General features: G+C 68.7%; 25 protein-coding genes and 1 riboswitch. Of the genes, 15 read left to right on the top strand and 10 right to left on the bottom strand.

Annotation, left to right across the window (positions count from 1 at the left end):
- The coding region (locus AC1DMS_RS30010) for an AMP-binding enzyme (RefSeq protein WP_478182084.1) at positions 1-231 on the top strand (231 nt) is incomplete at its 5' end.
- Between the two features lie 139 nt (positions 232-370).
- A complete protein-coding gene (locus tag AC1DMS_RS30005) occupies positions 371-871 on the top strand; it encodes a hypothetical protein (protein WP_012747636.1) in 501 nt (166 codons plus the stop codon).
- 12 nt (positions 872-883) lie between these two features.
- Here AC1DMS_RS30005 and AC1DMS_RS30000 read toward each other — a convergent pair whose 3' ends face one another.
- Entirely contained in the window at positions 884-1,189 is a 306-nt protein-coding gene (locus AC1DMS_RS30000; protein WP_012747637.1) for a c-type cytochrome, read from the bottom strand.
- 108 nt (positions 1,190-1,297) lie between these two features.
- Between AC1DMS_RS30000 and AC1DMS_RS29995 the strand changes: the two genes are divergently transcribed.
- Positions 1,298-1,552 (top strand): TIGR04438 family Trp-rich protein, encoded by a 255-nt coding sequence (locus AC1DMS_RS29995; RefSeq protein WP_012747638.1) that lies wholly within the window; start codon positions 1,298-1,300, stop codon positions 1,550-1,552.
- 21 nt (positions 1,553-1,573) lie between these two features.
- On the opposite strand, the gene ilvD is transcribed toward AC1DMS_RS29995, so the two are convergent.
- Positions 1,574-3,268 carry a dihydroxy-acid dehydratase gene (gene ilvD / locus AC1DMS_RS29990; RefSeq protein WP_012747639.1) on the bottom strand — a complete coding sequence of 565 codons (1,695 nt, stop codon included), beginning with the start codon at positions 3,266-3,268 and terminating at the stop codon, positions 1,574-1,576.
- Positions 3,269-3,371: 103 nt separating this feature from the next.
- Between ilvD and AC1DMS_RS29985 the strand changes: the two genes are divergently transcribed.
- Positions 3,372-4,310 carry a LysR family transcriptional regulator gene (locus AC1DMS_RS29985; protein WP_012747640.1) on the top strand — a complete coding sequence of 313 codons (939 nt, stop codon included), beginning with the start codon at positions 3,372-3,374 and terminating at the stop codon, positions 4,308-4,310.
- Positions 4,311-4,316: 6 nt separating this feature from the next.
- Here AC1DMS_RS29985 and AC1DMS_RS29980 read toward each other — a convergent pair whose 3' ends face one another.
- Entirely contained in the window at positions 4,317-5,261 is a 945-nt protein-coding gene (locus tag AC1DMS_RS29980) for a LysR family transcriptional regulator (protein ID WP_012747641.1), read from the bottom strand.
- Between the two features lie 130 nt (positions 5,262-5,391).
- Between AC1DMS_RS29980 and AC1DMS_RS29975 the strand changes: the two genes are divergently transcribed.
- The 6 genes from AC1DMS_RS29975 (at position 5,392) to AC1DMS_RS29950 (ending at position 12,078) form a co-directional block, all read left to right on the top strand.
- Positions 5,392-6,165 carry an SDR family oxidoreductase gene (locus tag AC1DMS_RS29975; protein WP_012747642.1) on the top strand — a complete coding sequence of 258 codons (774 nt, stop codon included), beginning with the start codon at positions 5,392-5,394 and terminating at the stop codon, positions 6,163-6,165.
- Between the two features lie 109 nt (positions 6,166-6,274).
- Entirely contained in the window at positions 6,275-7,096 is an 822-nt protein-coding gene (gene lgt / locus AC1DMS_RS29970) for a prolipoprotein diacylglyceryl transferase (protein ID WP_041945511.1), read from the top strand.
- A 125-nt stretch (positions 7,097-7,221) separates the two neighbouring features.
- Positions 7,222-7,890, top strand: coding sequence for a GntR family transcriptional regulator (locus AC1DMS_RS29965; RefSeq protein WP_012747644.1), 669 nt, complete (start codon positions 7,222-7,224; stop codon positions 7,888-7,890).
- Between the two features lie 52 nt (positions 7,891-7,942).
- On the top strand, positions 7,943-9,427 hold the full coding sequence (locus tag AC1DMS_RS29960; protein WP_012747645.1) for a malonyl-CoA decarboxylase: 1,485 nt from the start codon (positions 7,943-7,945) through the stop codon (positions 9,425-9,427).
- Positions 9,428-9,501: 74 nt separating this feature from the next.
- Complete coding sequence (locus AC1DMS_RS29955; protein WP_012747646.1) at positions 9,502-10,491, top strand: Bug family tripartite tricarboxylate transporter substrate binding protein; 990 nt, start codon at positions 9,502-9,504, stop codon at positions 10,489-10,491.
- Positions 10,492-10,542: 51 nt separating this feature from the next.
- Complete coding sequence (locus AC1DMS_RS29950; protein WP_012747647.1) at positions 10,543-12,078, top strand: malonate--CoA ligase; 1,536 nt, start codon at positions 10,543-10,545, stop codon at positions 12,076-12,078.
- Here the strand turns inward: AC1DMS_RS29950 and AC1DMS_RS29945 are convergent.
- The 3 genes from AC1DMS_RS29945 to AC1DMS_RS29935 form a co-directional block, all read right to left on the bottom strand.
- Positions 12,075-13,778, bottom strand: coding sequence for a serine hydrolase (locus tag AC1DMS_RS29945; protein WP_012747648.1), 1,704 nt, complete (start codon positions 13,776-13,778; stop codon positions 12,075-12,077). The genes AC1DMS_RS29950 and AC1DMS_RS29945 overlap by 4 nt on opposite strands.
- Before the next feature lie 64 nt (positions 13,779-13,842).
- Positions 13,843-14,904 (bottom strand): phenylacetaldoxime dehydratase family protein, encoded by a 1,062-nt coding sequence (locus tag AC1DMS_RS29940; RefSeq protein WP_012747649.1) that lies wholly within the window; start codon positions 14,902-14,904, stop codon positions 13,843-13,845.
- 17 nt (positions 14,905-14,921) lie between these two features.
- Positions 14,922-15,974, bottom strand: coding sequence for a carbon-nitrogen hydrolase family protein (locus tag AC1DMS_RS29935; protein ID WP_012747650.1), 1,053 nt, complete (start codon positions 15,972-15,974; stop codon positions 14,922-14,924).
- 171 nt (positions 15,975-16,145) lie between these two features.
- Here AC1DMS_RS29935 and AC1DMS_RS29930 point away from each other — a divergent pair, with 171 nt between their 5' ends.
- On the top strand, positions 16,146-17,108 hold the full coding sequence (locus tag AC1DMS_RS29930) for an AraC-like ligand-binding domain-containing protein (protein ID WP_012747651.1): 963 nt from the start codon (positions 16,146-16,148) through the stop codon (positions 17,106-17,108).
- Between the two features lie 22 nt (positions 17,109-17,130).
- Here AC1DMS_RS29930 and AC1DMS_RS29925 read toward each other — a convergent pair whose 3' ends face one another.
- The 4 genes from AC1DMS_RS29925 to AC1DMS_RS29910 all read right to left on the bottom strand — a co-directional run bounded on the left by AC1DMS_RS29925 (position 17,131) and on the right by AC1DMS_RS29910 (position 19,294).
- Positions 17,131-17,556 (bottom strand): universal stress protein, encoded by a 426-nt coding sequence (locus tag AC1DMS_RS29925; protein ID WP_012747652.1) that lies wholly within the window; start codon positions 17,554-17,556, stop codon positions 17,131-17,133.
- Between the two features lie 80 nt (positions 17,557-17,636).
- Entirely contained in the window at positions 17,637-18,458 is an 822-nt protein-coding gene (locus AC1DMS_RS29920; protein ID WP_012747653.1) for a sulfite exporter TauE/SafE family protein, read from the bottom strand.
- Positions 18,459-18,740: 282 nt separating this feature from the next.
- The gene (locus tag AC1DMS_RS29915; protein WP_012747654.1) at positions 18,741-19,073 is read right to left on the bottom strand and encodes a cell division protein ZapA; all 333 of its coding nucleotides are present in this window, start codon (positions 19,071-19,073) and stop codon (positions 18,741-18,743) included.
- The gene (locus tag AC1DMS_RS29910) at positions 19,070-19,294 is read right to left on the bottom strand and encodes a hypothetical protein (RefSeq protein ID WP_012747655.1); all 225 of its coding nucleotides are present in this window, start codon (positions 19,292-19,294) and stop codon (positions 19,070-19,072) included. The genes AC1DMS_RS29915 and AC1DMS_RS29910 overlap by 4 nt, the downstream gene beginning before the upstream one ends.
- A 71-nt stretch (positions 19,295-19,365) precedes the next feature.
- Positions 19,366-19,612: riboswitch (cobalamin riboswitch) on the top strand.
- Positions 19,613-19,711: 99 nt separating this feature from the next.
- On the opposite strand from AC1DMS_RS29910, the gene AC1DMS_RS29905 reads away from it, so the two are divergent.
- From AC1DMS_RS29905 to AC1DMS_RS29890, 4 genes are read left to right on the top strand one after another with little or no spacing between them, the layout of a single operon-like run.
- The gene (locus AC1DMS_RS29905) at positions 19,712-21,652 is read left to right on the top strand and encodes a TonB-dependent receptor domain-containing protein (RefSeq protein ID WP_041945512.1); all 1,941 of its coding nucleotides are present in this window, start codon (positions 19,712-19,714) and stop codon (positions 21,650-21,652) included.
- Complete coding sequence (locus AC1DMS_RS29900; protein WP_012747657.1) at positions 21,637-23,046, top strand: cobyrinic acid a,c-diamide synthase CobB; 1,410 nt, start codon at positions 21,637-21,639, stop codon at positions 23,044-23,046. Before AC1DMS_RS29905 ends, AC1DMS_RS29900 begins: the two co-directional genes overlap by 16 nt.
- Complete coding sequence (locus tag AC1DMS_RS29895) at positions 23,036-23,611, top strand: bifunctional adenosylcobinamide kinase/adenosylcobinamide-phosphate guanylyltransferase (protein WP_012747658.1); 576 nt, start codon at positions 23,036-23,038, stop codon at positions 23,609-23,611. The genes AC1DMS_RS29900 and AC1DMS_RS29895 overlap by 11 nt, the downstream gene beginning before the upstream one ends.
- Positions 23,608-24,477, top strand: a complete 870-nt coding sequence (locus tag AC1DMS_RS29890; protein ID WP_012747659.1) for an ABC transporter substrate-binding protein — start codon at positions 23,608-23,610, stop codon at positions 24,475-24,477. The genes AC1DMS_RS29895 and AC1DMS_RS29890 overlap by 4 nt, the downstream gene beginning before the upstream one ends.
- The last annotated feature ends 2 nt before the right edge of the window (positions 24,478-24,479 follow it).

The following is a 24,479-nucleotide window of genomic DNA, read 5'->3' as shown; positions in this document are numbered from 1 at the left end:
GGCGAGGAGGCCAAGCAGATCGCCAACGAACTGCGCGCCTGGGTGGCCAAGGAGATCGGCCCGATCGCCAAGCCCAAGGACATCCGCTTCGGCGAGAACCTGCCCAAGACGCGCAGCGGCAAGATCATGCGGCGCCTGCTGCGCAGCATTGCCAAGGGCGAGGCCATCACGCAGGACATCTCGACGCTGGAAAATCCGGCGATCCTGGAGCAGTTGTCACAGACCAACTGATTCGATCTGTAGGACATGGCCGTAAGTGGGAAGCAGGGGCCATGGCGGCCCGCGGCCTGAGGTAAAACCGGCGCAGTTGCCATGCACCTCGACGTGCATGGCGGGTTCACTGTGTTCGATCTTTACGAAGGAGGCCCCCATGGGCGTGAGATCTGCTTTCCTTTTCGCCATCCTGCTGCTGATCGCGGCGCTCGCCGCGCTCAACTGGGGCACGCTCTCGGCACCGGTGCCGGTGTCGCTGGGCTTCATGACCGTGTCGGCGCCGCTGGGCCTCATGATGCTGGGCCTGACCGTGGCCCTGGGCGTGTTCTTCCTGGTCTACGTCCTGTACCTGCACAGTTCGGTGCTGCTCGATGCCAAGCGCCACAACAGGGAAATGCAGGTGCAGCGCGACCTGGCCGACAAGGCCGAGGCCTCGCGCTTCACCGAGCTGCGCAATTTCCTCGAAGCGCAGGAAACCAAGCACATGGCGCAGAACGCCGATCGGCATGCCGCGCTGCTGACCCGGCTGGGGCAGCTCGAGAGCGTGATCCGCCAGCGCTCGGAGCAGTCCGACAACACCGTGGCCGCGCACATCGGCCAGCTCGAGGACCGCATCGAGCGCAAGCCGCTGCCCACGGACATCGATCCGCGGATCTGACGAGCCGCCGCGTCAGCGCGCCAGCAGCACCCAGGCCGCGAGCTTCTTGGCGTCGGCTTCGCTCACCTGGGTGTTGGCCGGCATCGCCAACGGCCCCCACACGCCCGAGCCGCCCTTGATGATCTTTGCCGCCAGCATGTCGACGGCACCGGCGTTGCCCTTGTACTTGGCGGCCACGTCCTTGAAGGCGGGGCCGAGCACCTTGCGGTCCACCGCGTGGCAGCTCATGCAGTTCTTCGACGTCGCCAACGCCAGGTCGGCAAAGGCGGGCGCCGCCAGGCCGAGGCCGAGAACCGCGAATGACAGGAGTCTTTTCATGGGGCTTGATTCGTAATGGCTGGGTTACATTCGATGCAACGCGATTGTAGGTAGCGCCGTGCACCGGCGTCCGGAAGCGTTGCCAACAAAAACCCGGAGGGATTCGCGATGCTTTTTCTGCTGTTGGGCCTGCTCGGCGTGGGCCTCAAGTATTTCGAGGTGGGCATGGTGGCCGGCTGGAGCTGGTGGATCGTGCTGTCGCCCTTTGCCATGGCCGTGGCATGGTGGGCATGGGCCGACTCGTCGGGCTACACCAAGCGCAAGGTCGTCGAGCGCGAAGAGGCGCGCAAGCAGGCGCGCATCGACCGCCAGCGCAGCAACATGGGCCTGCCCGGCAGCAAGGGCCAGCGCCCCAAGCGCTGACCCGGCAGGCGCTGGCCGGCCTCAGAACTTGTCGAGCACCGCGCCCGAGCTGGCGCTCGAGGCATTGAACGCGAACTTGGCCTGCACGCCGCGCGTGTAGCGCGGCGCCGGCGGCTTCCAGCCTTCGCGGCGCTTGGCCAGCTCGGCTTCGGGCACATTGAGTTCGAGCACCAGCTTGTGCGCATCGATGGTGATCGAGTCGCCCTCGTTCACGAACGCAATGGTGCCGCCCGCGGCTGCTTCAGGCGCGACGTGGCCCACCACCATGCCCCAGGTGCCGCCCGAGAAGCGGCCATCGGTGATCAGGCCCACGCTTTCGCCGAGGCCCGCGCCGATCAGCGCGCCCGTGGGGGCCAGCATCTCGGGCATGCCCGGGCCGCCCTTGGGGCCGAGGTAGCGCAGCACCATCACGTCGCCGGCCTTGATCTTGCCGTCCAGGATGGCCTTGAGCGCCGACTGCTCGTCGTCGAACACGCGCGCCGGGCCGGTGATGACCGGGTTCTTGAGGCCGGTGATCTTGGCGACCGCGCCTTCGGGCGAGAGGTTGCCCTTGAGGATGGCCAGGTGGCCTTCTTCGTACATCGGCTTGTCGATCGGGCGGATCACGTCCTGGTCGGCGCGCGGCACGTCGGGCACGTCCTTCAGCACTTCGGCGATCGTCTGGCCGGTGATGGTGATGCAGTCGCCGTGCAGCAGGCCCGCGTTCAGCAGCACCTTCATGACCTGCGGGATGCCGCCGGCCTGGTGCAGGTCGACCGCGAGGTACTTGCCCGAGGGCTTCAGGTCGCACAGCACCGGCACCTTCTTGCGCATGCGCTCGAAGTCGTCGATGGACCACTCGACGCCGGCCGCATGCGCAATGGCCAGGAAGTGCAGCACCGCGTTGGTGGAGCCGCCGGTGGCCATGATCACCGCCACCGCGTTCTCGATGGCCTTCTTGGTGACGATGTCGCGCGGCTTGATGTCTTTCTTGATGGCCTCGATCAGCACCTTGGCCGATTCCTTGGCCGAATTGGCCTTCTCGTCGTGCGGGTTGGCCATGGTGGACGAGTAGGGCAGCGAGATGCCCAGCGCCTCGAACGCGCTGGACATGGTGTTGGCCGTGTACATGCCGCCGCAGGAGCCGGTGCCGGGGATGGCGCGCTTCTCGATCTCGTGCAGGTCCTCGTCGCTCATGTTGCCGGCGGCGTTCTGGCCCACGGCCTCGAACACGCTCACGATGTTGAGGTCCTGTCCCTTGTAGCGGCCCGGCAGGATGGTGCCGCCGTAGACGTAGATGGCCGGCACGTTGGCGCGCAGCATGCCCATGAGGCCGCCCGGCATGTTCTTGTCGCAGCCGCCGACCACCAGCACGCCGTCCATCCACTGGCCGCCCACGCAGGTCTCGATGCAGTCGGAGATCACTTCGCGGCTCACCAGCGAGTACTTCATGCCTTCGGTGCCCATGGCCATGCCGTCGGAGATGGTGGGGGTGCCGAACACCTGCGCGTTGCCGCCGGCTTCCTCGATGCCCGCCATGGCCGCGTCGGCCAGCTTCTGCAGGCCCGAGTTGCAGGGCGTGATGGTGCTGTGGCCGTTGGCGACGCCGACCATCGGCTTCTTGAAGTCGGCCTCTTCGTAGCCCATGGCATAGAACATCGAGCGGTTGGGCGCGCGGCTCTTGCCTTCGACGATGTTGGCGCTGCGGCGGTTGATCTGGATTGGCTTGGTGTCCATGGTGTCTCTTGTGTCGTGGGGAGATCGAGGGGAATTCCAAGTATCGGACTTCTCATTGATTCATTCCAATCCATTTTTGTGCGCCGATTGATATGCTTGGCATATGAAAGATGCCTTGATCGACCTGCGCGCCTGGCGCCAGTTCGTGGCCGTGGCCGAGGAACTGCACTTCGGCCGCGCCGCGCTGCGGCTGCACATGACCCAGCCGCCGGTGACGCAGGCCATTGCCCAGCTCGAGAAGACGCTGGGCGTGGTGCTGTTCGACCGCACGCGCCGGCGCGTGGCGCTCACGCCGGCCGGCGAGGCGCTGCTGCCCGACGTGCGCGAACTGCTGGCGCGCGCCCAGGCGCTGCCGGCGCGGGCCCGTGCGGCGGCGGCGGGGCAGGTGGGGCGCGTGCGCATCGCCTTTGTCTCGACTGTCGGCTTCGAGCAGCTGCCGGCCTGGGTGCGCGAGTTCCGCGTGCGCTGCCCGGAGGTGGCGCTCGAGCTGGTCGAAGCCACGGGCGACGTGCAGCTCGAGGCCTTCGCGCGCGGCGAGATCGACGCCGGCCTGATGCTGCATTCGCCGGGCGCCGCGCCGCCCGGGCTCGCGCGCCTGCCGGTGGAGGAAGAGGCGCTGGTGCTGGCGCTGCCGTCGCAGCACCGGCTCGCGCGTGCGCGGCCCGTGCCGCTGGCCGAGGCGCTGGCCGAGCCGCTCGTGATCTTTCCGCGCCGCATCGTGCCGTCGCTGCACGATGCGGTCTTCGACCTCTATCACGCGGCGGGGCGCACGCCGCAGGTGGCGCAGGAGGCGATCCAGATGCAGACCATCGTCAACCTCGTCTCCGGCGGCATCGGCGTGGCCTGGGTGCCGCACAGCGTGATGCAGTTCCGGCGCGCCGGGGTGGTCTATCGGCAGGCCGGCGAGTTCAAGGGCACGGGCCGGCGCCGCGTGGCGCTGCCAGCCTGCGAAACCAGCCTCGTGTGGCCCGCGCAGGCCGCGCATCCGGCGCTCGCGCGCTTCGTGGAATTCGTGCGCGAGCGCACGGGGCGGGCAACGTAGGGCCGCCTACCTGCGCGGCGTTCGTGGGCCGGCCGGCCGCGGTGCTGCGGGCGTATCGAGCGAGGCGGCGAGCAGCGTCTCGAGCCAGCCCGCGAAGGCTTGCATGCGGCGCGAGAGATTGCGCCGGTGCGGATAGACCAGGTGCACCGGCAGCGGTTGGGCGCGTGCTTCGGGCAGCACCTCGGCCAGCTCGCCGGCCGCGAGGTGTTCGCGCACGTCGTAGGCCGGGATCTGGATCAGCCCGAGGCCTGCCAGCGCGCAGGCGATGTAGGTCTCGGCGTTGTTTGCGCTGACCTGGCTGCGCATGCGCAGTGTCGCGGTCTCGCCGTCGCGCTGCCACTCCCAGGGCGCCGCGCGGCCGCTGGTCGGCGAGGCGTAGTTGACCGCGATGTGCTCCGGCAGGTCCGCCGGCGTGCGCGGCGTGCCATGGCGCGCCAGGTAGGCCGGGCTCGCGCAATTGATCAGCGTGAAATGCCCGAGCGGCCGCGCGACCAGGCTGCTGCTCGCCAACGGACCCACGCGCAGCGCGCAATCGACACCTTCGAGCACCAGGTCCACCGCACGGTCGCTGGAGCCGAGCTCGAGCTCGATCGCCGGGTAGCGCTCGAAGAAATCCGGCAGCGCCGGCGCGATGAGCCGCCGCGCGATGCGGCTCGGCACATCGACCTTGAGCCGTCCGCTCACCTGGCTGCGCGAGGGCAGGAACTGCTGCTCGATGTCTTCCATGTCGGCCACGAGCGTGCGGGCGCGTTCCAGCAGCACCTCGCCGTCGGGCGTGAGGCCGACGCGCCGCGTGGTCCGGTGCAGCAGGCGCGAGCCCAGCTTCGCCTCGAGCTGCTGCACCGCCGTGGAAATGGTGGCGCGCGGCAGCGCGAGCCGATCGGCCGCACGCGTGAAGCTGCCGGTTTCGGCCACGCGCAGGAACACCTTGAGAAGGTCGATGCGGTCCATGCGTGCCAGTCGAATTGTTCGTGGTTCTGCGAACAGTCTAGCGCCCGATTGTTGATTTATTCCGGAACTTGCCATCAATAGACTGAAGCTTCCCGATTCACATCAACGCTCTTCAGCAGGAGGCCATTCCATGTCCGCACGCACTCTCCAGAACAAGGTCGCCGTCATCGCCGGCGGCGGCAAGAACCTCGGCGCGCTCATCGGCCATCAACTGGTCGATGGCGGCGCCCGCGGCATCGCCATCCACTACAACAGCGATGCCTCGCGCAAGGAGGCCGAGAAGACCGCCGCCGAGCTCGAGGCCAAGGGCGCCGGCACGCTGCTGGTGCAGGGCGACCTTGCCGTGGTGGAGAACAACGTCCGGCTGTTCGACCAGGCCGTCAAGCACTTCGGGCAGGTCGACATCGCCATCAACACCGCGGGCGTGGTGATCAAGAAGCCGATCCTCGATGTCACCGAAGCCGACTACGACAAGAGCTTCGACGCCAACGCCAAGGCCGCGTTCTTCTTCATCCAGCAGGCCGGCCGCACGCTGGCCGACGGCGGCAGCATCGTGTCGCTGGTGAGCTCGCTGCTGGCGGCCTACACGCCGTTCTACGCGATCTATCCGGCCTCGAAGGCGGCGGTGGAGCACTACACGCGCGCGGCTTCCAAGGAGTTCGGCGAGCGCGGCATCTCGGTCAACGCGATCGGCCCCGGACCGATGGACACGCCGTTCTTCTACGGCCAGGAAAGCAAGGAAGCCGTCGAGTACCACAGCAGTGCGGCGGCGCTCAGCAAGTTCTCGAAGAAGGGCCTCACCGACATCGAGGACATCGCGCCCATCGTCCGCTTCCTGGTCACCGAAGGCTGGTGGATCACCGGCCAGACCATCTTTGCCAACGGTGGCTACACCACGCGCTGATCCAGCCGGATCGCGCTCGGGGCCGGCTGCTCGGCGGGGTTTCGGGCACTGACATCGCCCTGAACGCCCCCGTGCCGGCCGCGACATTCGGGCCGGGCACAATCCGCGGATGCTCATGTATCCGCAGATCAATCCTGTCGCCCTGCAACTCGGGCCCGTGGCCATCCACTGGTACGGCCTGACCTACCTGGCCGCGTTCGCGCTGTTCTATTTTCTCGGCACCCGCCGGCTGCACCACGAACCGTACCGCTCGCTGGTCGGGCAGGGCGCCTGGCAGCGCAAGGACATCGAGGACATCCTCTTCCTGGGCGTGATGGGCGTGATCGTGGGCGGGCGGCTCGGCTATTGCCTGTTCTACAAGCCCGAGTTCTATCTCTCGCATCCGCTCGAGATCCTCTACGTGTGGCAGGGCGGCATGAGCTTCCATGGCGGCCTGCTGGGCGTGATCGGCGCGATGATCTGGTTCGCGCATTCGCGCGCGCGGCCGTTCTGGCAGGTGATGGATTTCGTCTCGCCCTGCGTGCCCACGGGCCTGGCGGCGGGGCGCGTCGGCAACTTCATCAACGGCGAGCTCTGGGGCCGCTTCAGCAGCCCCGACCTGCCCTGGGGCATGGTGTTTCCGCAGAGCGGCTCGATGCTGCCGCGCCATCCCTCGCAGGTGTACCAGTTCCTGCTCGAGGGGCTTCTGCTGTTTGCCATCATGTGGCTGTACGCCCGCAAGGAACGCAAGCAGGGGCAGGTGGCCGCGGTGTTCCTGATCGGCTACGGCGTGCTGCGCTTCATCGCCGAGTATTTCCGCGAGCCCGACGATTTCCTGGGCCTGCGCGCGCTGAACCTGAGCCAGGGGCAGTGGCTCAGCGTGCCGATGGTGATCTTCGGCATCGGCCTGTGGATCTGGGCCGCGCAGCGCCGCCAGCCGGCGAGCGCCTGAGCATCGCGTCCTCAGGGTAAGCACGGGCCGCGCAGGGGATGCGCGGCCTTGCGGCTCCTTCGGGCGCGCCTCACAATTACGCGTAATTACAGAAAATTACGCGAGCCGGATTTCCTCCAACCGCCATGCGCCTGGTCCCCAACTCCCTGCACGACGAAGTCGCCGCCACGCTGCGCGAGCAGATCTTCGCGGGCGCGCTGGTGCCGGGCAGCTTCCTGGACGAGGCCGCGCTGTGCGAGCGGCTGTCGATCTCGCGCACGCCCTTGCGCGAGGCGCTCAAAGTGCTCACGGCCGAAGGCCTGCTGCGCCACGAGCCGCGGCGCGGCTGCTTCGTGCGCGAGGTGACGGAGCGCGATCTGGACGAGATATTTCCCGTCATCGCGCTGCTCGAAGGCCGCTGCGCCTACGAGGCGGCGCGCAACGCCAGCGATGCGGAACTCAGCGAGCTCGACGTGCTGCACGAACGGCTGGTGCGCCACGCCAAGGCCAAGCGCATCAACGACTACTACGCCACCAACCACCAGATCCACGAGGCCATCATCCAGCTGGCCGATAACAAGTGGCTGGCGCAGGTGATTGGCGATCTGCGCAAAATTCTCAAGCTGGCGCGGCTTCAGCAGCTGCATGCGCCGGGCCGGCTCGAGCAGAGCCTGTCGGAGCACCTGGCGGTGTTCGCGGCGCTCAAGGCGCGCGACAGCGAGGGCGCGGACGCGGCCATGCGCACGCACCTGACGCGCCAGCGCGAGGCGCTGCGCGCGGTGGCGCGGCAACAGAAATCGAGGGTGATGTCGTGAGCCGCCTGAAAGAAGACGGCATTCCCGCAGCCCACAGCATTGGAGCTTGTCGATGAGTGCGACCGAGTGGTTCCAGGCGCGATTGCGCTCTGGCGAAAAGTCCGGCGAAAAGGCCGCAGCCAGGGTGCCCGTGGCATCCGACGGCGCGGCCCGCGGCGCACCCAAGTCGGCCGCAAGACCCAGCATGCGCTCGACCGCCGAGCGGCTGCAGGCCACGCTGCGCAAGGCCGACGAGGCCCTGTCGCCGCGCGCGCTGCGCCGCGTGCTCACGGCGCTGCAGGCGGTGATCGATCCGCGCGTGAGCGAGGTCGAGGGCGGGCGCCGGGCCCATGCCATTGCACGCGAATATGCCGCCGCCACGCCCGAGGAGCGGCGCGACTACTGGGCGCTCATGAGCGAGCATTTCGCGGCCGATCCGCACAAGCTCAAGTCCGCGCGCGACCAGCACCAGGCCGCCGTGGGAACGCCCGACGAAGGACAGGCCGAACTGCGGCTGAGGCGCGCGCTGGTGTCGCCGCGCATGCGCCTCTTGCAGCGTTTTGCAGTCGAGCCCGAGGGCATGCGCTTCCTGGTCGACCTGCGCGCCGAGCTGCTGCCGTTCCTCAAGTCGGACAAGCGGCTGCTCGCGCTCGATGCCGAACTGGAGCACCTGTTCTCCACCTGGTTCGACGTCGCCTTCCTTGAATTGCGACGGATCGACTGGCATTCGCCGGCGTCGCTGATCGAGAAGCTGATCCGCTACGAGGCCGTGCACGACATCAAGAGCTGGACCGACGTGAAGAACCGGCTCGACGACAGCGACCGCCGCTGCTACGGCTTCTTCCATCCGCGGCTGCCCAACGAGCCGCTGATCTTCGTCGAGGTGGCGCTGGTCGACCGTATCAGCGACGGCATCACGCCGCTGCTCGACGAGGCCGCCGTGCCGATCCAGCCGGCCAAGGCCACCACCGCCATCTTCTATTCGATCAGCAACACGCAGACCGGGCTGCGCGGCGTGAGCTTTGGCGATTCGCTCATCAAGCGCGTGGTCGAGACGCTGCAGGAAGAGCTGCCGCGCCTGAAGACCTTTGCCACGCTGTCGCCGATCCCGGGCTTTCGCAGCTGGCTCGCCCGGAATGCCGCCGAGCTGCTGCCGCGCCTGGACGAGAAGCGCGAGGCCGAGCTCGGCCGCCTCGTCGGCTCGCTGCCGCCGACCGCCGAGCGGCTGCTTGCCGCGGTGGAGGCGCCGGCCACGCTCGATGCCAAGTCGCCGCTGCGCCAGTGGCTGCTGCAGGCCGCGGCCGAATACCTGGGCCGCACGCTGGTCGACGGCACGCCGGCCGATCCGGTGGCGCGTTTTCACCTGGGCAACGGCGCGCGCGTGGAGCGCCTCAACTGGGCCGGCGATCCTTCGCCCAAGGGGCTGAAGCAGTCCTACGGCCTGATGGTCAATTACCTCTACGATCTCAAGCGCCTCGACAAGCATCGGGCATGGATCGCCGAGGGCAAGGTGGCGGTTTCGGGGGATGTGGAAAGCCTGTTCTTCAAAAAAGGCTGAGTTCTGGAAAGAAGTCCGGCGCGTGCTGCGCCGGCCCGCATGGTGCGGCAATCTACAACGACAGGAGATGACAGATGACTCAGAGTTTTCAGAGACGCGAGGTGCTGCGCCTGGCCGCGGCCGGTGCCGCCGTTCTGTGCGGCGGGGCAGCGGCGCAGGGAGGTAATTGGCCGACGCGGCCGGTCAACATGGTGGTGCCGTTCCCGGCCGGCGGCGGCACCGACGCCTTCGCGCGCCCGCTCTCGGCCCAGTTCGCCAAGGTCACCGGCCAGACGCTGGTCATCGACAACCGCGGCGGCGCGGGCGGCACCGTGGGGGCCAGCATCGCCGCCAAGGCCCAGCCCGATGGCTACACGCTCTTCATGGGCGCGGTGCACCACGCAATTGCGCCGTCGATCTACCCCAAGCTCGACTACGACCTCGAGAAAGACTTCGTGCCGCTGATGCTGCTGGCCAACGTGCCGCAGGTGGTGGTGGTCAACCCGCGCCGCGTCACGGCCAATACGCTGCAGGAACTCGTGGCCGCCGCCAAGCGCAGCCCCGGCAAGCTCAACTACGGCTCGGCCGGCGCAGGCACCTCGCACCACCTGGCGGGCGAGCTGTTCAAGCTGCAGACCGGCACTTTCATCACGCACATTCCCTACCGCGGCGCGGGGCCGGCGCTGTCCGACCTGATCGCCGGCAACGTCGACCTGATGTTCGACGGCCTCGGCTCCTCGGCCCAGCACATCAAGGGCGGGCGCATCAAGGCGCTGATGGTTGCCGGCAGCAAGCGCAACCCGGCGTTCCCCGACGTGCCCTGCGCGGCCGAGGTCGGCCTGCCCGACTACACGGTCACCACCTGGTACGGCCTGTGGGCGCCCAAGGGCACGCCGGCCGAGCTGCAGGCACGGATCGTCGACAGCATGAAGAAGGCCCTTCAGAGCGACGAGCTCAAGGCCATCTGGGCCCAGAATGGCTCCGAGATCCCGAACCTCACCATGGCCTCGTACGGCGGCTTCGTGAATTCCGAGATCAAGCGCTGGGCCTCGGTGGTGAAGGCCTCGGGCGCCAAGCTCGAGTAGCGGGCGGCAGCCAGCCTCCACGTCACACCGAATATCCGAAGCACCTGCCCGATGAAGACGAAAGCCAATTCCAACCTGTTCGCCGCCCTGCGCGCGGCCTTTCCCGCCGAGCTCGGCCGCACGGCCGTGGAAACCGACAACGGCCTGTTCTATTCGTGGCAGGACCTCGACCGCGCCAGCGCGATGATGGCCAACCTGTTCGGCGCGCTGGGGCTCGCGGAGGGCGCCCGCATCGCGGTGCAGGTCGAGAAATCGGTCGAGGCGATGATCCTCTACCTCGCCACGCTGCGCGCCGGCTACGTGTTCCTGCCGCTCAACACCGCCTACCAGAGCGCCGAGATCGAATACTTCATCGGCAACGCCGAGCCGGCCGTGGTGGTGTGCACCAGCCGCAATGCCGCGTGGGTCGGACCCATCGCGAGCGCGGCGGGCACCCGGCATGTGTTCACGCTGGACGACGACCGCACCGGCACGCTGCTGGAGCTTGCCGCGCAATGCAGCGACCGGCATGAAGCGGCGCGCAAGAACGCGGACGACCTGGCCGCCATCCTCTACACCAGCGGCACCACCGGCCGCAGCAAGGGCGCGATGCTCACGCATGGCAACCTGCTGTCGAACGCCGAGGTGCTCAAGGACTACTGGGGCTGGACGGAGGGCGACGTGCTGATCCACGCGCTGCCGATCTTCCATGTGCACGGCCTCTTCGTTGCGCTCCACGGTGCGCTGCTCAACGGCAGCAAGATGATCTGGTTCTCCAGGTTCGACCCGAAGCGCGCGGTCGAGAAGCTGCCCGAGGCCACCGTGTTCATGGGCGTGCCCACGCTCTATGTGCGCCTGCTGGCCGAGCCCGGCCTCACGCGCGAGGCGGTGCGCGGCATGCGGCTCTTCATCGCCGGTTCCGCGCCGCTGCTCATCGAGACCTTCGAGGAATGGCGCGAGCGCACCGGCCACACCATCCTGGAGCGCTACGGCATGAGCGAAACCATCATGCTCACCTCCAACCCCTACAGCCCCACACAGGGCGAGCGCCGCGGCGGCACCGTCGGCTTTGCGCTGCCGGGCGTGCGGCTGCGCGTGCGCGACGACGCCGGCCGCGACTGCACCACCGACGAGATCGGCAACATCCAGGTCAGCGGCCCGAACGTGTTCGCGGGCTACTGGCGCATGCCGGAGAAGACGAAGGAAGAATTCACCGCCGATGGTTTCTTCAAGACCGGCGACGTCGGCAAGATCGACGGCCGCGGCTACGTCACCATCGTCGGACGCAGCAAGGACCTGATCATCAGCGGCGGCTACAACGTCTATCCCGCCGAGATCGAGGGCTACATCAACGAGCTGCCGGGCGTGGCCGAAAGCGCGGTGGTCGGCGTGCCCCACCCCGACTTCGGCGAGGTGGGCGTGGCCATCGTCATTGCCAAGGGCAATGGGGCGCTCGACCCCGATGCCATCGTGGCGGAGCTCAAGTCGAAGCTCGCGAACTTCAAGATTCCCAAGCGCTGCTTCGTCGTGCCCGAGCTGCCGCGCAACACCATGGGCAAGGTGCAGAAGGCGCTGCTGCGGGAGCAGCACAAGGGGTTGTTCGGCTAGGGCTTTGCCACCTTCGGGGCGAGCGCGGTGACGCGGGGTTCGTGGAAGATCATCGCGTCTACTGCGTCGGGCCAAGGCCGGCGGAATTCCACGCCGAAGCCATCGAGCGTGTCGACGCGGAAGCTGCGTCCATCGGCCGGCAGCAAGCGATAGGTCGGCTGGCCAGGGATCGTCATGGCGAGCTCGCCGCGCGCATCGAGCCTGATCTCGATCACGCGGCCGCTGTGCAGGTAGTCGCCGGCGCACAGCTGCCGAAAGCCCGGGTCCAGCACGTCGCCGGCTGCGACGCGATGGAACACGATGTCGTCCACCATCTCCTCGAACGGTATCTCGATGCGGTCGATGCGGCCTTGCCGGTCGTAGCGGAAGGTGAGCGTCCGGTTGCTGGGGTGCAGCACCGTCGGGCGGTCGGGGGTGATGAACACGTCGTAGTGGCGGTGCTCGAGCTTCTCCTCGACACCGCGCCAGCGCCATGCGAGCCCGTCCGCCTCCCGGTCGATGCGCAGGCGCCCGTAGGCCGGATGCTCGTAGTCGCCGACATGCTCGTCGAGCGGATGGCTCGGCTGGGTTCCGCTCCTGCGGACTTCCGCGCTCACCTTCCTGTCGAGCGCCTGCTGTTCGATGGCCTGCCTGCGCTTGGGTGCCAGGCGCCCGAACCAGTCGACCGTCTCGCGGCCGCAGATGCGGTCGAGCACCGCATAGGTGAGGATCGCGTGCACGCTCCCCGGCGTGCGGTTCGTCAGCACCACGACGCCTGCACGGCGCTCGGGCTGCATCGTCATGAGCGTGCTCCAGCCGGTCCACGAGCCCGAGTGCGCGACGATGCGCTCGCCGCGGTACTGCTCGCAGAAGAGGCCGAGGCCGTAGTGCGAGTCGCCGATCTCGGCGTAGGGGGAGCGCCCCATGTGCACGCGCGGGATCGTCATTTCGCGCAGCGCCTGGGTCGAAAGCAGTTGCTGCCCATGCGCCTTGCCATCGAGGAGAAAGCGCGCCCATTTCGCAAGATCGGCCACCGAGGCGTTGATGCCGCCGGCCGGCGTCGCGCGGATCGGCGACAGCGGCGTGCGGTAGCGCTCGTCGCCATCCATCGCATGCGGACGGGCGGCGTCTTCGGCGGCCGCGAGGGCCTCGATGGAGAAGCCGAAGTGGCTGAAGCCCAGCGGCTTCATCAGGCGCTCGGTGGTGAAGTCCTGGTAGCTCCGGCCGCTGATGCGCTCGGTGACCATGCCGGCGGCCAGGTAGCCGAGGTTCGAGTACTGGAAGGCGTCGCGCAGGTCCTTGTTCGGCGCCAGGTGCCTGAGGGCGGCCAGCATCTGCGCGTTGCTCAGGTCGCCGGGCATGTGGATCCAGTCATGCCGCGGCAGCCCGCTGTGGTGGCACAGCAGGTCGCGCACGGTCAGCCGCTCGGTCGCCACCGGATCGTGCAGGCGGAATTCGGGAATCACCTCGCGCACCGGCCGGTCCCAGTCGAGCTTGCGTTCGTCCACCAGCAGGCCGAGACCGGCCGCGGTGAACGACTTGGTGATCGAGCACAGCAGGAATTGCGTGTCGATGGTCACGGGCAGGCCCGTGTCGGTGTCGCGCACGCCATAGCCCTTGAGCACGGCGATCTCGCCATCCTGGATGACGGCCAGCGCGAGTCCCGGTACCTTCCATTCCTGCATCGAGGCTTCGACGAGACTGTCGAGATCGCTCCACATGGTCGGGGTCCTTGCCTTTGTGTAGGGCCGCGCATCCTACGGCATCCCCGGAGCGAGGGGCCCGCTACACCTCGCCCAGCCCGTTCATGAGCCCGCTGCCCGCATGGCAGTTGATGTATTCGTAGCTCTGTTCGTCGGCCTTCAGCACCGACACCTCGTGGTACACGCGCAGCTGCAGCTGGAAGTTCAGTGCCTGCACGTAGCGCATGAAGCTGCCGAAGATCGCGACGTGCGTGGGATGCGACTCGGCCCAGCGCTCCATGTCGGCGAGCGAGTGCCAGAAGCTCAGGCCGAAGGATTTCTCCAGCGGCGCCCCCTTGGCATCGAGGTGCTGCATGTAGCGGTTGCTGTAGCAGCCGATGTGAAGCCCCTGGTCGCGCAGGAAGTCCATGCCTTCGCGCAGCACGGGTTCCATCTCGCCGAGATAGAGCGCGCGTTCCTGTCCCGTGGTGTCGGCCCACTCCTGGCCGGAGCGGATCATGGCGATGTTCTCGTGGCCTGCGATGCGCACGCGCTGGCCGGGTGCCGGCGCGCCGGCAATGACGGCGCGCGTGCCCGAGGGCGCCATGGCGTCGGTCTGTGACAGCGGAATGCGGTCGCGCATCGAACCCCAGTAGCCGTGCTCCTGCAGTTCGCCGCTCACGCCGCCCATCACCACGCCCACGCCTTCGAGGCGGTCGGGCGTGTTGAACATGGTCTCGAAGTGCTCGGCGCGCGGCGCAACGATTTCGCGGAAGTAGCCGAGGCCGTCCGCCAGCCGCTCGTCGGAGCGCCACCAGGCATCGACCTCGGGCGCCGTGCACCAGCGCGCATGGGCCGCAGGGTCGTTCCAGTAGGCGATGGCGACCATGTTGTCGCAGCCGGCGGCGTCGACATGGTGCGCGAAGTCGTGGTGGCCGGGCCCGTCGGGCAGCGCAAAGCCGGCGGCGATCTTCATCAGCGCCGCACACGCGCGGCCCTGCATCCCGGCGCCGCGCGACTGCACGCCGAAGTAGCCCATCACGACCTGCCTGACCGCGCCCGGCGCGCGCGCCGACCAGGCGGGGTAGGGCGGCGCGTAGTCGTCCTCCACGCGGCGATGGCGCGTGCGGGGGCACTTCAGGTGCTCGGCAATGGCGGATTCCATGGCGTGGCTCCGGTGCTTCAGGCCGCCAGCGGCTGCTGGCGCGCGGCCGCCGGTGCCGGCTCGGGTGCGGCGACGATGGCCTCGAAGGCACCGCGCTCGACCTCGGGCGCACGCTGCAGCACCACGGGTTCGCGGCGCGTCTTGTTCAACAGCAACTGCGTGACGTCGGGCCGCGAGTAGTGGCCGCTCGGGTCGGCGGCCGCCTTGGAGAGCGCGATCATCCCCAGGTCGATGTCCGCAATCACCAGCCCCTCCTGGTCTTCGGCCAGCGGCGTGCCCAGCGGCGAACCGTCGGGCGCATAGATGCGCGCAAAGCCGCCGCCCACGCGCAGCATCTGCTGCTTGCCGGCGTCGGTGCACATCAGCTCGCTCATGGACTGCGAAACCGTGGCGCACGGCGCAATCACGAAGCACTGGCCCTCGGCCGCGTACACCTGGCTCGCGGCGTTGTTGAGTTCGGGGCCGAGCGCATAGGCCGCGCCGCGATAGAGCGAAAAGCTCGGCCAGGCGCCGCAGTGGATCTGCTCGTTCTGCGCATACATCGCGTACTTGCTGAGCGGCTGAAGATGCTCCCAGCACGAGAGCGATCCGATGTTGCCGATGGGCGTTTCGACCACGGCCAGGTCCGAGCCGTCGCCCTCGCCGAACACGGTGCGCTCCACATGCGTGGGCTTGAGCTTGCGGCGCGTCTGCACCGTGCGGCCCTGGTCGTCGATCAGCGCCTGCGCAATGTAGAGGCTGCCGGCGGCCTTTTCGCTGTAGCCGAGCGAAACCCAGATGTTGTGCTTGCGCGCGGCCTCCCGGACGCGGTCGAATTCGGCCGAGCCCACGACCAGTGCGTTGTCGTGGTAGCGCTGCACGAACTGCATGCCCCAGGCCGGCGAGTCGAGCCAGATCCACCACGGGTAGCCGGGCACCCAGGTCTCGGGAAAGGCGATGAGCTTCACGCCCTGGCCGGCGGCCTGGGCCATGAGGTCGATGGTCTTGTCGATGGTGCCGTCGAGATCGAGGAACACGGGCGCTGCCTGCACGGCGGCAACGCGGAGCTTGGGGTGAACGGTGGCGGGCATGGCGGGGTCTCCGGAAACGGGTTGAAAGAAACAACTTCGCACACCTCGCACCGGGTTTGCGCGGTGGCATGCGGGTTGCTTCAAGCGTAGATTCGCCGCCGCGAAACGCCTTGACCCGAACTTGCGGCGTTCTTGTTCCAGCGTTGCAGGCCGACTTCCGAAGGAACCCCGATGACCCCGTTGCTCAGCACCGATGCCGTTCCGCGCGGCCAGCGGCTCGCCTACTGGACCGACATGATCTGCAACGTCTACGTGCAGCTCGGATGCGATCCGGTGCGCGAAGGCGATAGCGGCAATTTCGAAGGCAGCATCCGCCAGCACACGCTGCCGAGCCTGGACGTGTCGGTGGTCAGGTCAGGACCGCAGAAGGTGATGCGCACGCCGGGCCACATCTCGCGCTCGGGCGACGACTGCTTTCTGGTCAGCATCCAGGCGCGCGGCCAGGGCGTGGTGCGGCAGGATGGGCGCGACGCCGTGCTGGCGGCGGGCGACTTCGCGCTGTACGACAGCACGCGGCCCTACCAGCTGCTGTTCGACGACAGCTTCGAGCAGATCGTGCTCAAGCTGCCGGGCGAGCGCCTGCGCAGCGAGCTGCACCACACCGAAGCGCTGACGGCCACCACCGTGTCGGGGCGCGAGGGCGCGGGGCACCTGCTGCTGGGCATGATCCGCACGCTGCGCGAGGACATCGACACCTTGCAGCCGGCGTCGGCCCTGGCGGTGGCCAACGGCGTGCAGAGCATTCTCGTGGCCGGGCTGCAGACGCTGCCCGCGGCGCGCTCACCGGGCCTGAGCAGTCTCACGGCCTACCACCTGGCCCGCGTGAAGCGGCGCATCGACGAGCAGTTGGCGGATCCTTCGCTGTCGGTGGGAAGCCTCGCGGCGCAGCTGGGCGTCTCGGCGAGCCACATCCACCGCGTCTTCAAGAGCGAGCCGCTCACGCCTTCGCAGTACATCTGGGAGCGCCGGCTCGAAGCCTGCAGCCGCGACCTGCTCGAGGCGCGCCTGGCCGGCCGGCCCGTGGCCGAGATTGCCTACGGCCGCGGCTTCAACGACGCGGCGCATTTCAGCCGCGCGTTCCGCGAACGCTTCGGCTGCTCGCCGCGCGAATGGCGGCAGCAGCGCGTGCAATAAAAAGGGGAAGAGAAAAACCCGGCTACTGCACCAGCAGCACCGAGGTGTCGGTCTCGGAGATCACCTTGGTGGCCACCGAGCCCATCAGCGCGCGGCCGAAGATGCCGTGGCCATGGGTGCCGAGCACGATCAGCTGCGCATGCGCCGCGGCCGCCGACTTGAGGATTTCCTCGGCCGCATGGCCATGGCGCTTGTCGATCGTGTAGTTGCTCACGCCGTTCTGCGCAAGCAATGCCGCCACGGGTTCGAGCACCTTGGCGTTCTCCTCGGCGTAGTAGTCGGCGATGACCTCCTTGCTGAGGTGGCGCGCCACGTGCCCCGAGATGCCGGTGCTGACATGCACGATGACCAGCTCATGGCCATCCACGAACATCGCGCGGTTGGCCAGCAGGTAATTGAGCGCCTTCTGCGTGTAGGCGCTGCCGTCGACAGCAATGAGGATTTTCATGCGCCCGTTATACGGCCGGGCCTGCCGCCTCGCAACGGATCCCACCCGGGACCCGAGGGGCTTTCAACGCGCCCGGCGGCTCAGCCCTGCAGGCCCTTCCAGAGCATGTAGGCCGCCAGCAGGTACAGGATGCTCGCAAATACGCGCTTGAGCTTCTTCACCGGCAGGTTGTGCGCCGCCTTCGCGCCGAGCGGCGCAGTGAGCACGCTGCACAGCGCAATGACCACCAGCGCGGGCAGCCAGATGTAGCCGAACGAGCCGGCCGGAAGGCCCTGCACCGACTGCCCGCTCACCACGTAGCCCAGCACGTTGGCCACCGCAATCGGAAAGCCGAGCGCGGCGCTGGTGGCCACGGCGTTGTGGATGGAGATGTTGCACCAGGTCATGAACGGCACGCTGACAAAGCCGCCGCCCGCGCCGACCAGGCCCGAGATGAAGCCGATGGCGCCGCCCGCCGACAGCTGCCCCGCGGTGCCCGGCATCTGGCGCGTGGGCTTGGGCTTGCGGTCGAGGAACATCTGCGTGGCCGAGAAGCCCACGAACAGCGCAAAGACGATGGCCAGCACCGTGCCCTTGAGCAGCGCGAACACGCCCAGGCTGCCCAGCAGGCTGCCGATGACGATGCCGGGCGCCAGGCGCCGCACGATGTCCCAGCGCACCGCGCCGCGCTTGTGATGGGCGCGCACGCTGGACACCGAGGTGAAGATGATCGTGGCCATCGAGGTGGCGATCGCCATCTTCACGGCAAGATCGGAGGCCACCCCGCGGTGCCCCATGATGATCGTGATGAACGGCACCATGAGCATCCCGCCGCCGATGCCCAGCAGGCCCGCCAGGAAACCGGTGCCCAGGCCGAGCGCGGCCAATTCGGCGATCAGGAGGGGGTCGAGCAGGGAAGTCACGCAGCGGAGCCTTGAAAAAAAGCAACGGCCCCGTGCAGCGCATGCAGGGGCCGTATGAACGGAAAAAGGTGTCTGCAAGTGGGCGCCGAACCCGCATCCTGAACCAGGGTTCAGGTGGGCGAGGGCAGCAAGACTTCGGGTTCATCTGACGCGAGATGATCACACCCGTCAAGCGATGTACCAAGCCCGGCTCCGGAGAGCATTGGAACAAGGAAATATTAAGCCCGACGCGCACCGCAGACAGTTCGGATTTTACGCCCCGGACGGGCCGGGTGCTTCCGCTCAGAGTAAATGGTCATCGCCCGCGAGGGCTTGATCGAGTTTCTGAATGAGCTGGGCGGCCTTGGCATCGGCGTCGCCGCCCTCTGCCGAGGAGGCCGCGGCCAGGGGAGGCGGCGCGGCCGCGGCGGCCGCCTGCTGGGCCGCCAGGTCGAAAGCCAGGTTCAGCGAAGCGAGCACCGCGATGCGGTCGCGCGCCTTCACCTTGCCCGCATCGCGGATCTTGCACATGGCCGCGTCCACGCGCTCGACGGCTTCGCGCAGCTGCGCCTCGCCGCCTTCGGGGCAGCCGAGCAGATAGCTCTGGCCCATGATCTGAACTTCAATCTGCTTCATGCGGGGGAATCTTGGGAAGGTGGTTCGGCCGGCAGCCGCTCGAGCAGCGCATCGAGGCGCGTGCGGGCCGCGGCCAGCCGCGACTTCAACGCGTCGCGCTCGCGCGTGAGCGCTTCGACCTGCTCCTGCAGCAGCGCATTGGTGCGCTGCACCTCTTCATGACGCACGAGCAGGCGTTCCACACGCTCGGCGATCTGGTCGATGGGGCTGGAGGCGGGCATGGTTGGCGATTGTAGTTTCCCCGGCGGACGGCAGGCGGCGCAACTTTTGGCTTACTGCGCTGGCCGAGGCCCTAAAATCCTGCGCGTTGGTGCCTGCGGCGTGGTTCACACGCCGCGGTTCAACGGGAAGCAGGAGTGAACGCCCCCGGAAACGGAACAGGGCCGAAGCCGCCTGCGCTGCCCCCGCAACGGTCAAGCAGTCGACGCCGCAAGCGTCAACCTCATCCATCAAGCCACTGGGTGCCCTGAAACAGGCGCCTGGGAAGGCGGTGGGGTCGCACTGCCAGCCCGGATACCGGCCAACAAGGCGGCTGCCGCATGCGCGATCGATTTTCGATTCGGCGCGCAAGGCAGCCATTGCGCCCAAGCGCCGGCGGGGAAGCCGGCGACGGGCATAGACGTTCGTTCGCTCCATTCATGACTTCCTGTGGTTTCCTTTCCCTCGGCCGTGCGCCTGCGCGCCGCCGCCTTGCCTGCCTGCCGCTCGCGCTGGCCTCTGCTTTCGGCGGCATGGCGCTGCTTCAACTGCCGGCCGTCGCGCATGCCCAGCAGGATGCGCCGGCACTCGGCGAAACCGTGGTCACCGCCAACCGCACGCCGCAGCCGCTGTCGGACCTCGTGGGCGACGTGTCCGTGGTCGACCGCCAGACCATCGAGCGCAGCGGCGCGGTCGGCGTGGCCGACGTGCTGGCGCGCCTGCCCGGCATCGAGATCACGCGCAACGGCAGCGTGGGCAACACCACCAGCCTGTACATCCGCGGCGCCGAGACCCGCTTCACGGCCGTCTACGTCGACGGCGTGCGCGTCGATTCGCAATCGACCGGCGGTGCCGGCTGGGAAAGCATTCCGCTCTCGCAGATCGACCGCATCGAAGTGCTGCGCGGCCCGGCCGCCGCGGTGTACGGCTCCGATGCCGTGGGCGGCGTGATCCAGCTCTTCACCAGGCGCGGCGAAGAAGGCGTGGCGCCTTACGCGGGCATCGGCTTCGGCAGCCACGGCCTGCGCAAGGCGGAGGCGGGCGTGAGCGGCAAGTCGGGCGCCTTCGACTATTCGCTGGGCGCGGCGCACGAGGAAAGCCGGGGCTTCAACGTGCTGCCGATGGACAAGCGCACGCCCTCCAAGGACGGCTTCACCAGCCCCGACCGCGACGGCTACCGCAGCAATTCCGGCAACCTGCGCCTGGGCTACCAGCTCACGCCGAACCAGCGGCTGGAAGCCACGCTGCTGTACAGCGACATGGAAGCCGGCTACGACCCGCCGGTGAGCTTCAGGACCAAGCCGCCGATCCTCTTCCGGAACGACATCTCGAACAACACGCTGCGCACGGCCGGGCTCTCGTGGTCGGCCAAGTGGAACGACATCTACAGCACGCGCGTGCAGGTCACCGATTCGCAGTCGGTCTACAAGACCCAGCCTTCGTTCTACCGCACCGAAACCAATCTGCGCGGCTACCTGTTCCAGAACGAATTCCGCTTCGGCCCGCACCTGGTGACGGCCACGCTCGAGCGCCGCGAAGACGCGCTCGAGAATGCGCCCACCATCAGCAGCGGCCTGCTCTCGAGCAAGCGCTCGCAGGACGCGGTCTCGCTCGGCTATGGCTTCGTGCAGGGCGCGCATTCGCTCCAGCTGCATGTGCGCCATGACGACGACAGCGAATTCGGCGGCAAGGCCACCGGCAGCGCCGCCTACGGCTACGCGATCACGCCGCGCCTGCGCGCCACCGTCTCGGCCGGCACCGCCTTCCGCGCGCCCACGCTCTACCAGCGCTTCAGCGAATACGGCGTGGCCAGCCTCAAGCCCGAGTCGAGCCGCAACGTCGAACTCGGCCTGCAGTACACCGACGGCGGCACGCATGCGGGCATCGTCGTCTACCAGAACCGCGTCGAGAACCTGATCGTGTTCGACGGTTCGGCCACCAACTGCCGCTCCGGCTTCGGCTGCTATGCCAGCACCGCGCGCGCCCGCTACCAGGGCGTGACGCTGTCGGGCGGGCACCGCATCGGTGACGTGAGCCTGCGCGCATCGCTCGACTTCCAGGACCCGCGCGACCTCGACACCGACCACCTGCTGGCCCGCCGCGCGCGCCGCCACGGCACGCTGGGCGCCGACTGGCGCATTGCCGGCTGGACGCTGGGCGCCGAGCTGCAATCGTCGAGCAAGCGCTTCGACGACGCGGCCAACACCCGCACGCTGGGCGGCTACACCGTGCTGAACCTGGTGGCCAGCACGCAGATCACGCGCGACATCGGCCTGGTGGCCCGCGTCGACAATGTGGGCGACAAGGACTACACGCTTGCACGCGGCTACGCCACCGGCGGCCGCAACGCATACATCGGCCTGAAGTGGACACCGCAATAAGCCAGCCCCGCAACAACGGCGAACCGATCGCCGCGCACAGCTGCGCCGCCGTGCTAGTGGCGGCACCGGCTTCGGGGCAGGGCAAGACCACCGTCGCGGCCGCGCTGGCGCGCCTGCACGCGCGCCAGGGCCGGCGCGTGCGGGTCTTCAAGTGCGGGCCCGACTTTCTCGACCCGTACTGGCTGGCGCTTGCCAGCGGCGCGCCGGTGCATTCGCTCGACCTCTGGATGACCGGCGAGGCCGACTGCCGCCGGCGGCTGCATGCGGCCGCGGCCGAGGCCGACCTGCTGATCGTCGAGGGCGTCATGGGCCTGTTCGACGGCAGCCCCAGCGCGGCGGACCTGGCCGAGCGCTTCGGCCTGCCGGTGCTGGCCGTGATCGATGCGCAGGCCATGGCCGGCACCTTCGGCGCGCTGGCCTACGGCCTGCAGAACTTCCGTCCCGCGCTGCCCTGGGCCGGCGTGCTGGCCAACCGCGTGGCCGGCGAGCGGCATGCCGGCATGCTGAAGGAGGCCTTGCGCGAACCGGCGCAGTGGCTCGGCAGCCTGCCGCGCGGCGCCGGTTTCGAACTGCCCGAGCGGCACCTGGGGCTGGTCGCTGCGCATGAACTCGGCGACGCGACGGCGCGGCTCGATGCGGCGGCCGACGCGATGGCCGCCACGCCCCTGGGCAAGCGGCCGCTTTCCGATTGGCCGCAGGTGCGCTTCGAGGCTGCCGCGGCCGAGCCGCCGGCGCGCATCGATCCGCTGCTGCAGGGGCGCACCATCGCGGTCGCGCGCGATGCGGCCTTTGCCTTCATCTATCCGGCCAACCTCGACGTGCTTGCGGCGCTGGGCGCGCGGGTCGTGTTCTTCTCTCCGCTCGCCGGCGATGCGTTGCCCGCATGCGATGCGCTCTGGCTGCCCGGCGGCTACCCCGAGCTGCATGCGAAGGCGCTGTCCGCCAGCGAATCCCTGCGCGCGTCGCTGGCCGCGCACGCCGCCGCGGGCAAGCCGGTATGGGCCGAGTGCGGCGGCATGATGTCGCTGTTCGAGCAACTGGAAACGGCCGATGGCGCATCGCACGCGCTCTGGGGGCTGCTGCCGGGCCGGGTCGCGATGCACAAGCGGCTGTCCGGCCTCGGGCCGCAGCAGCTCACACTGGGTGCCCACACGCTGCGCGGCCACACCTTTCACTATTCGAGCTGCGAAACGCCGCTGGTGCCGGCGGCCTTCACCGGCAGGCCCGGCGCGGACGCCCGCGCGGGAGAGGCCTTCTATGTGCACGGCCCGGTGCGGGCGAGCTATTTTCATGCGTGGTTCGCGTCCAGCCCCGAAGCCACGGCCAGGCTGTTCGGCGCGATGCCGATCGAGCTCGAACACGAAACCCCGGAGGCCGATGCGCATGCGCGTTGAACATGAATTCATCCTCGGCGGCCAGAAGAGCGGCAAGTCGCGCCGCGCCGAGCAGCGCGCCGCCGACTGGCTGGCCGAGGCGCCCGCCATGCGGCGCGCCGTGCTGATTGCCACCGCCCAGGCGCATGACGAAGAGATGCAGGAGCGCATCGTGCGCCACCAGGCCGACCGCGCCCGCCGCGTGCCCGCCATGCGAACCGTGGAAGAACCCGTCGAACTGGCGCGCGCCATCGTCACGCAGAGTTCGCCCGACACGCTGGTGGTGGTCGACTGCCTCACGCTCTGGCTCACCAACCTGCTGATGCCGCTGCGCTGCGAGACCGCGCAGCCGGTCACGCGCACGCCGGCGGCGCATGCCGCGATGCTGCTGATGGCGCTGCGCGAAGCGCGCGGGCCGGTGGTGCTGGTCGGCAACGAGATCGGGCTGGGCGTGATTCCGCTCGGCCGCGAAACGCGCGCCTTCGTCGATGCGCTGGGCCGCATGAACCAGGACGTGGCGGCCGCCTGCGACCGCGTCACGCTGATGGCGGCCGGCTTGCCGCTGACCCTGAAGGCACCCGCATGACCGCCCGCTGGATTCGGTGCTTGTCCGCGGCGCTTGGCCTCGGCCTCTTCGCGCTGGCCGCGCATGCCATCGACGTGGTCGACGAGCGCGGCGTGACGGTGAGCCTGCCGCAGCCGCCGCAGCGCATCGTCACGCTGCTGCCGTCGCTGACCGAAGGCGTCTGCGCGCTGGGTGCGTGTTCGCGGCTGGTGGGCGTCGACAACTATTCCAATTCGCCCGACGCGGTGCGCGCCTTGCCGCAGCTGGGCGGCGGGCTCGACCCGAACGTCGAAGCCATCGTGGCGCTGCGGCCCGATGCGGTGCTGCTCGCCAAGTCCTCGCGCGTGACGCAGCGGCTCGAGGCGCTGGGCCTCAAGGTGCTGGTGCTCGAACCCAAGAGCCATGCCGACGTGCGGCGCGTGCTCGACAAGCTCGACCAGGTGCTCGGCACCCGCGAGGCGCCGAACATCTGGCGCGCGATCGATGCGGGCGTGTCGGCCGCCGCGCAGTCGCTGCCGGCCGGGGCGAGGGGCCAGCGCGTCTACTTCGAGGTCAACAGCGCGCCCTATGCGGCCGGCGAGTCGTCTTTCATCGGCGAGACGCTCGCGCGCCTGGGCATGAAGAACATCGTGCCGGCTTCGCTCGGGCCCTTTCCCAAGCTCAACCCCGAATACGTGGTGCGCGCCAATCCCGATCTCATCATGGTCAGCGTGCGCAGCGCGGCGGGCATGGAGCAGCGCCCGGGCTGGGGCGGCATCCGCGCGGTGCGCGAGGGGCGCATCTGCCGCTTCGACGCCGCGCAGTCGGACGTGCTCGTGCGTCCCGGCCCGCGCATGGACGAAGCCGCACGGCTGATGGCGCGCTGCATCGCCGAGAAGGCCGGCTGAGC

The organism is Variovorax sp. 05T418, from assembly GCF_056396385.1.
This window is presented reverse-complemented; position numbering and strand designations above follow the sequence as displayed.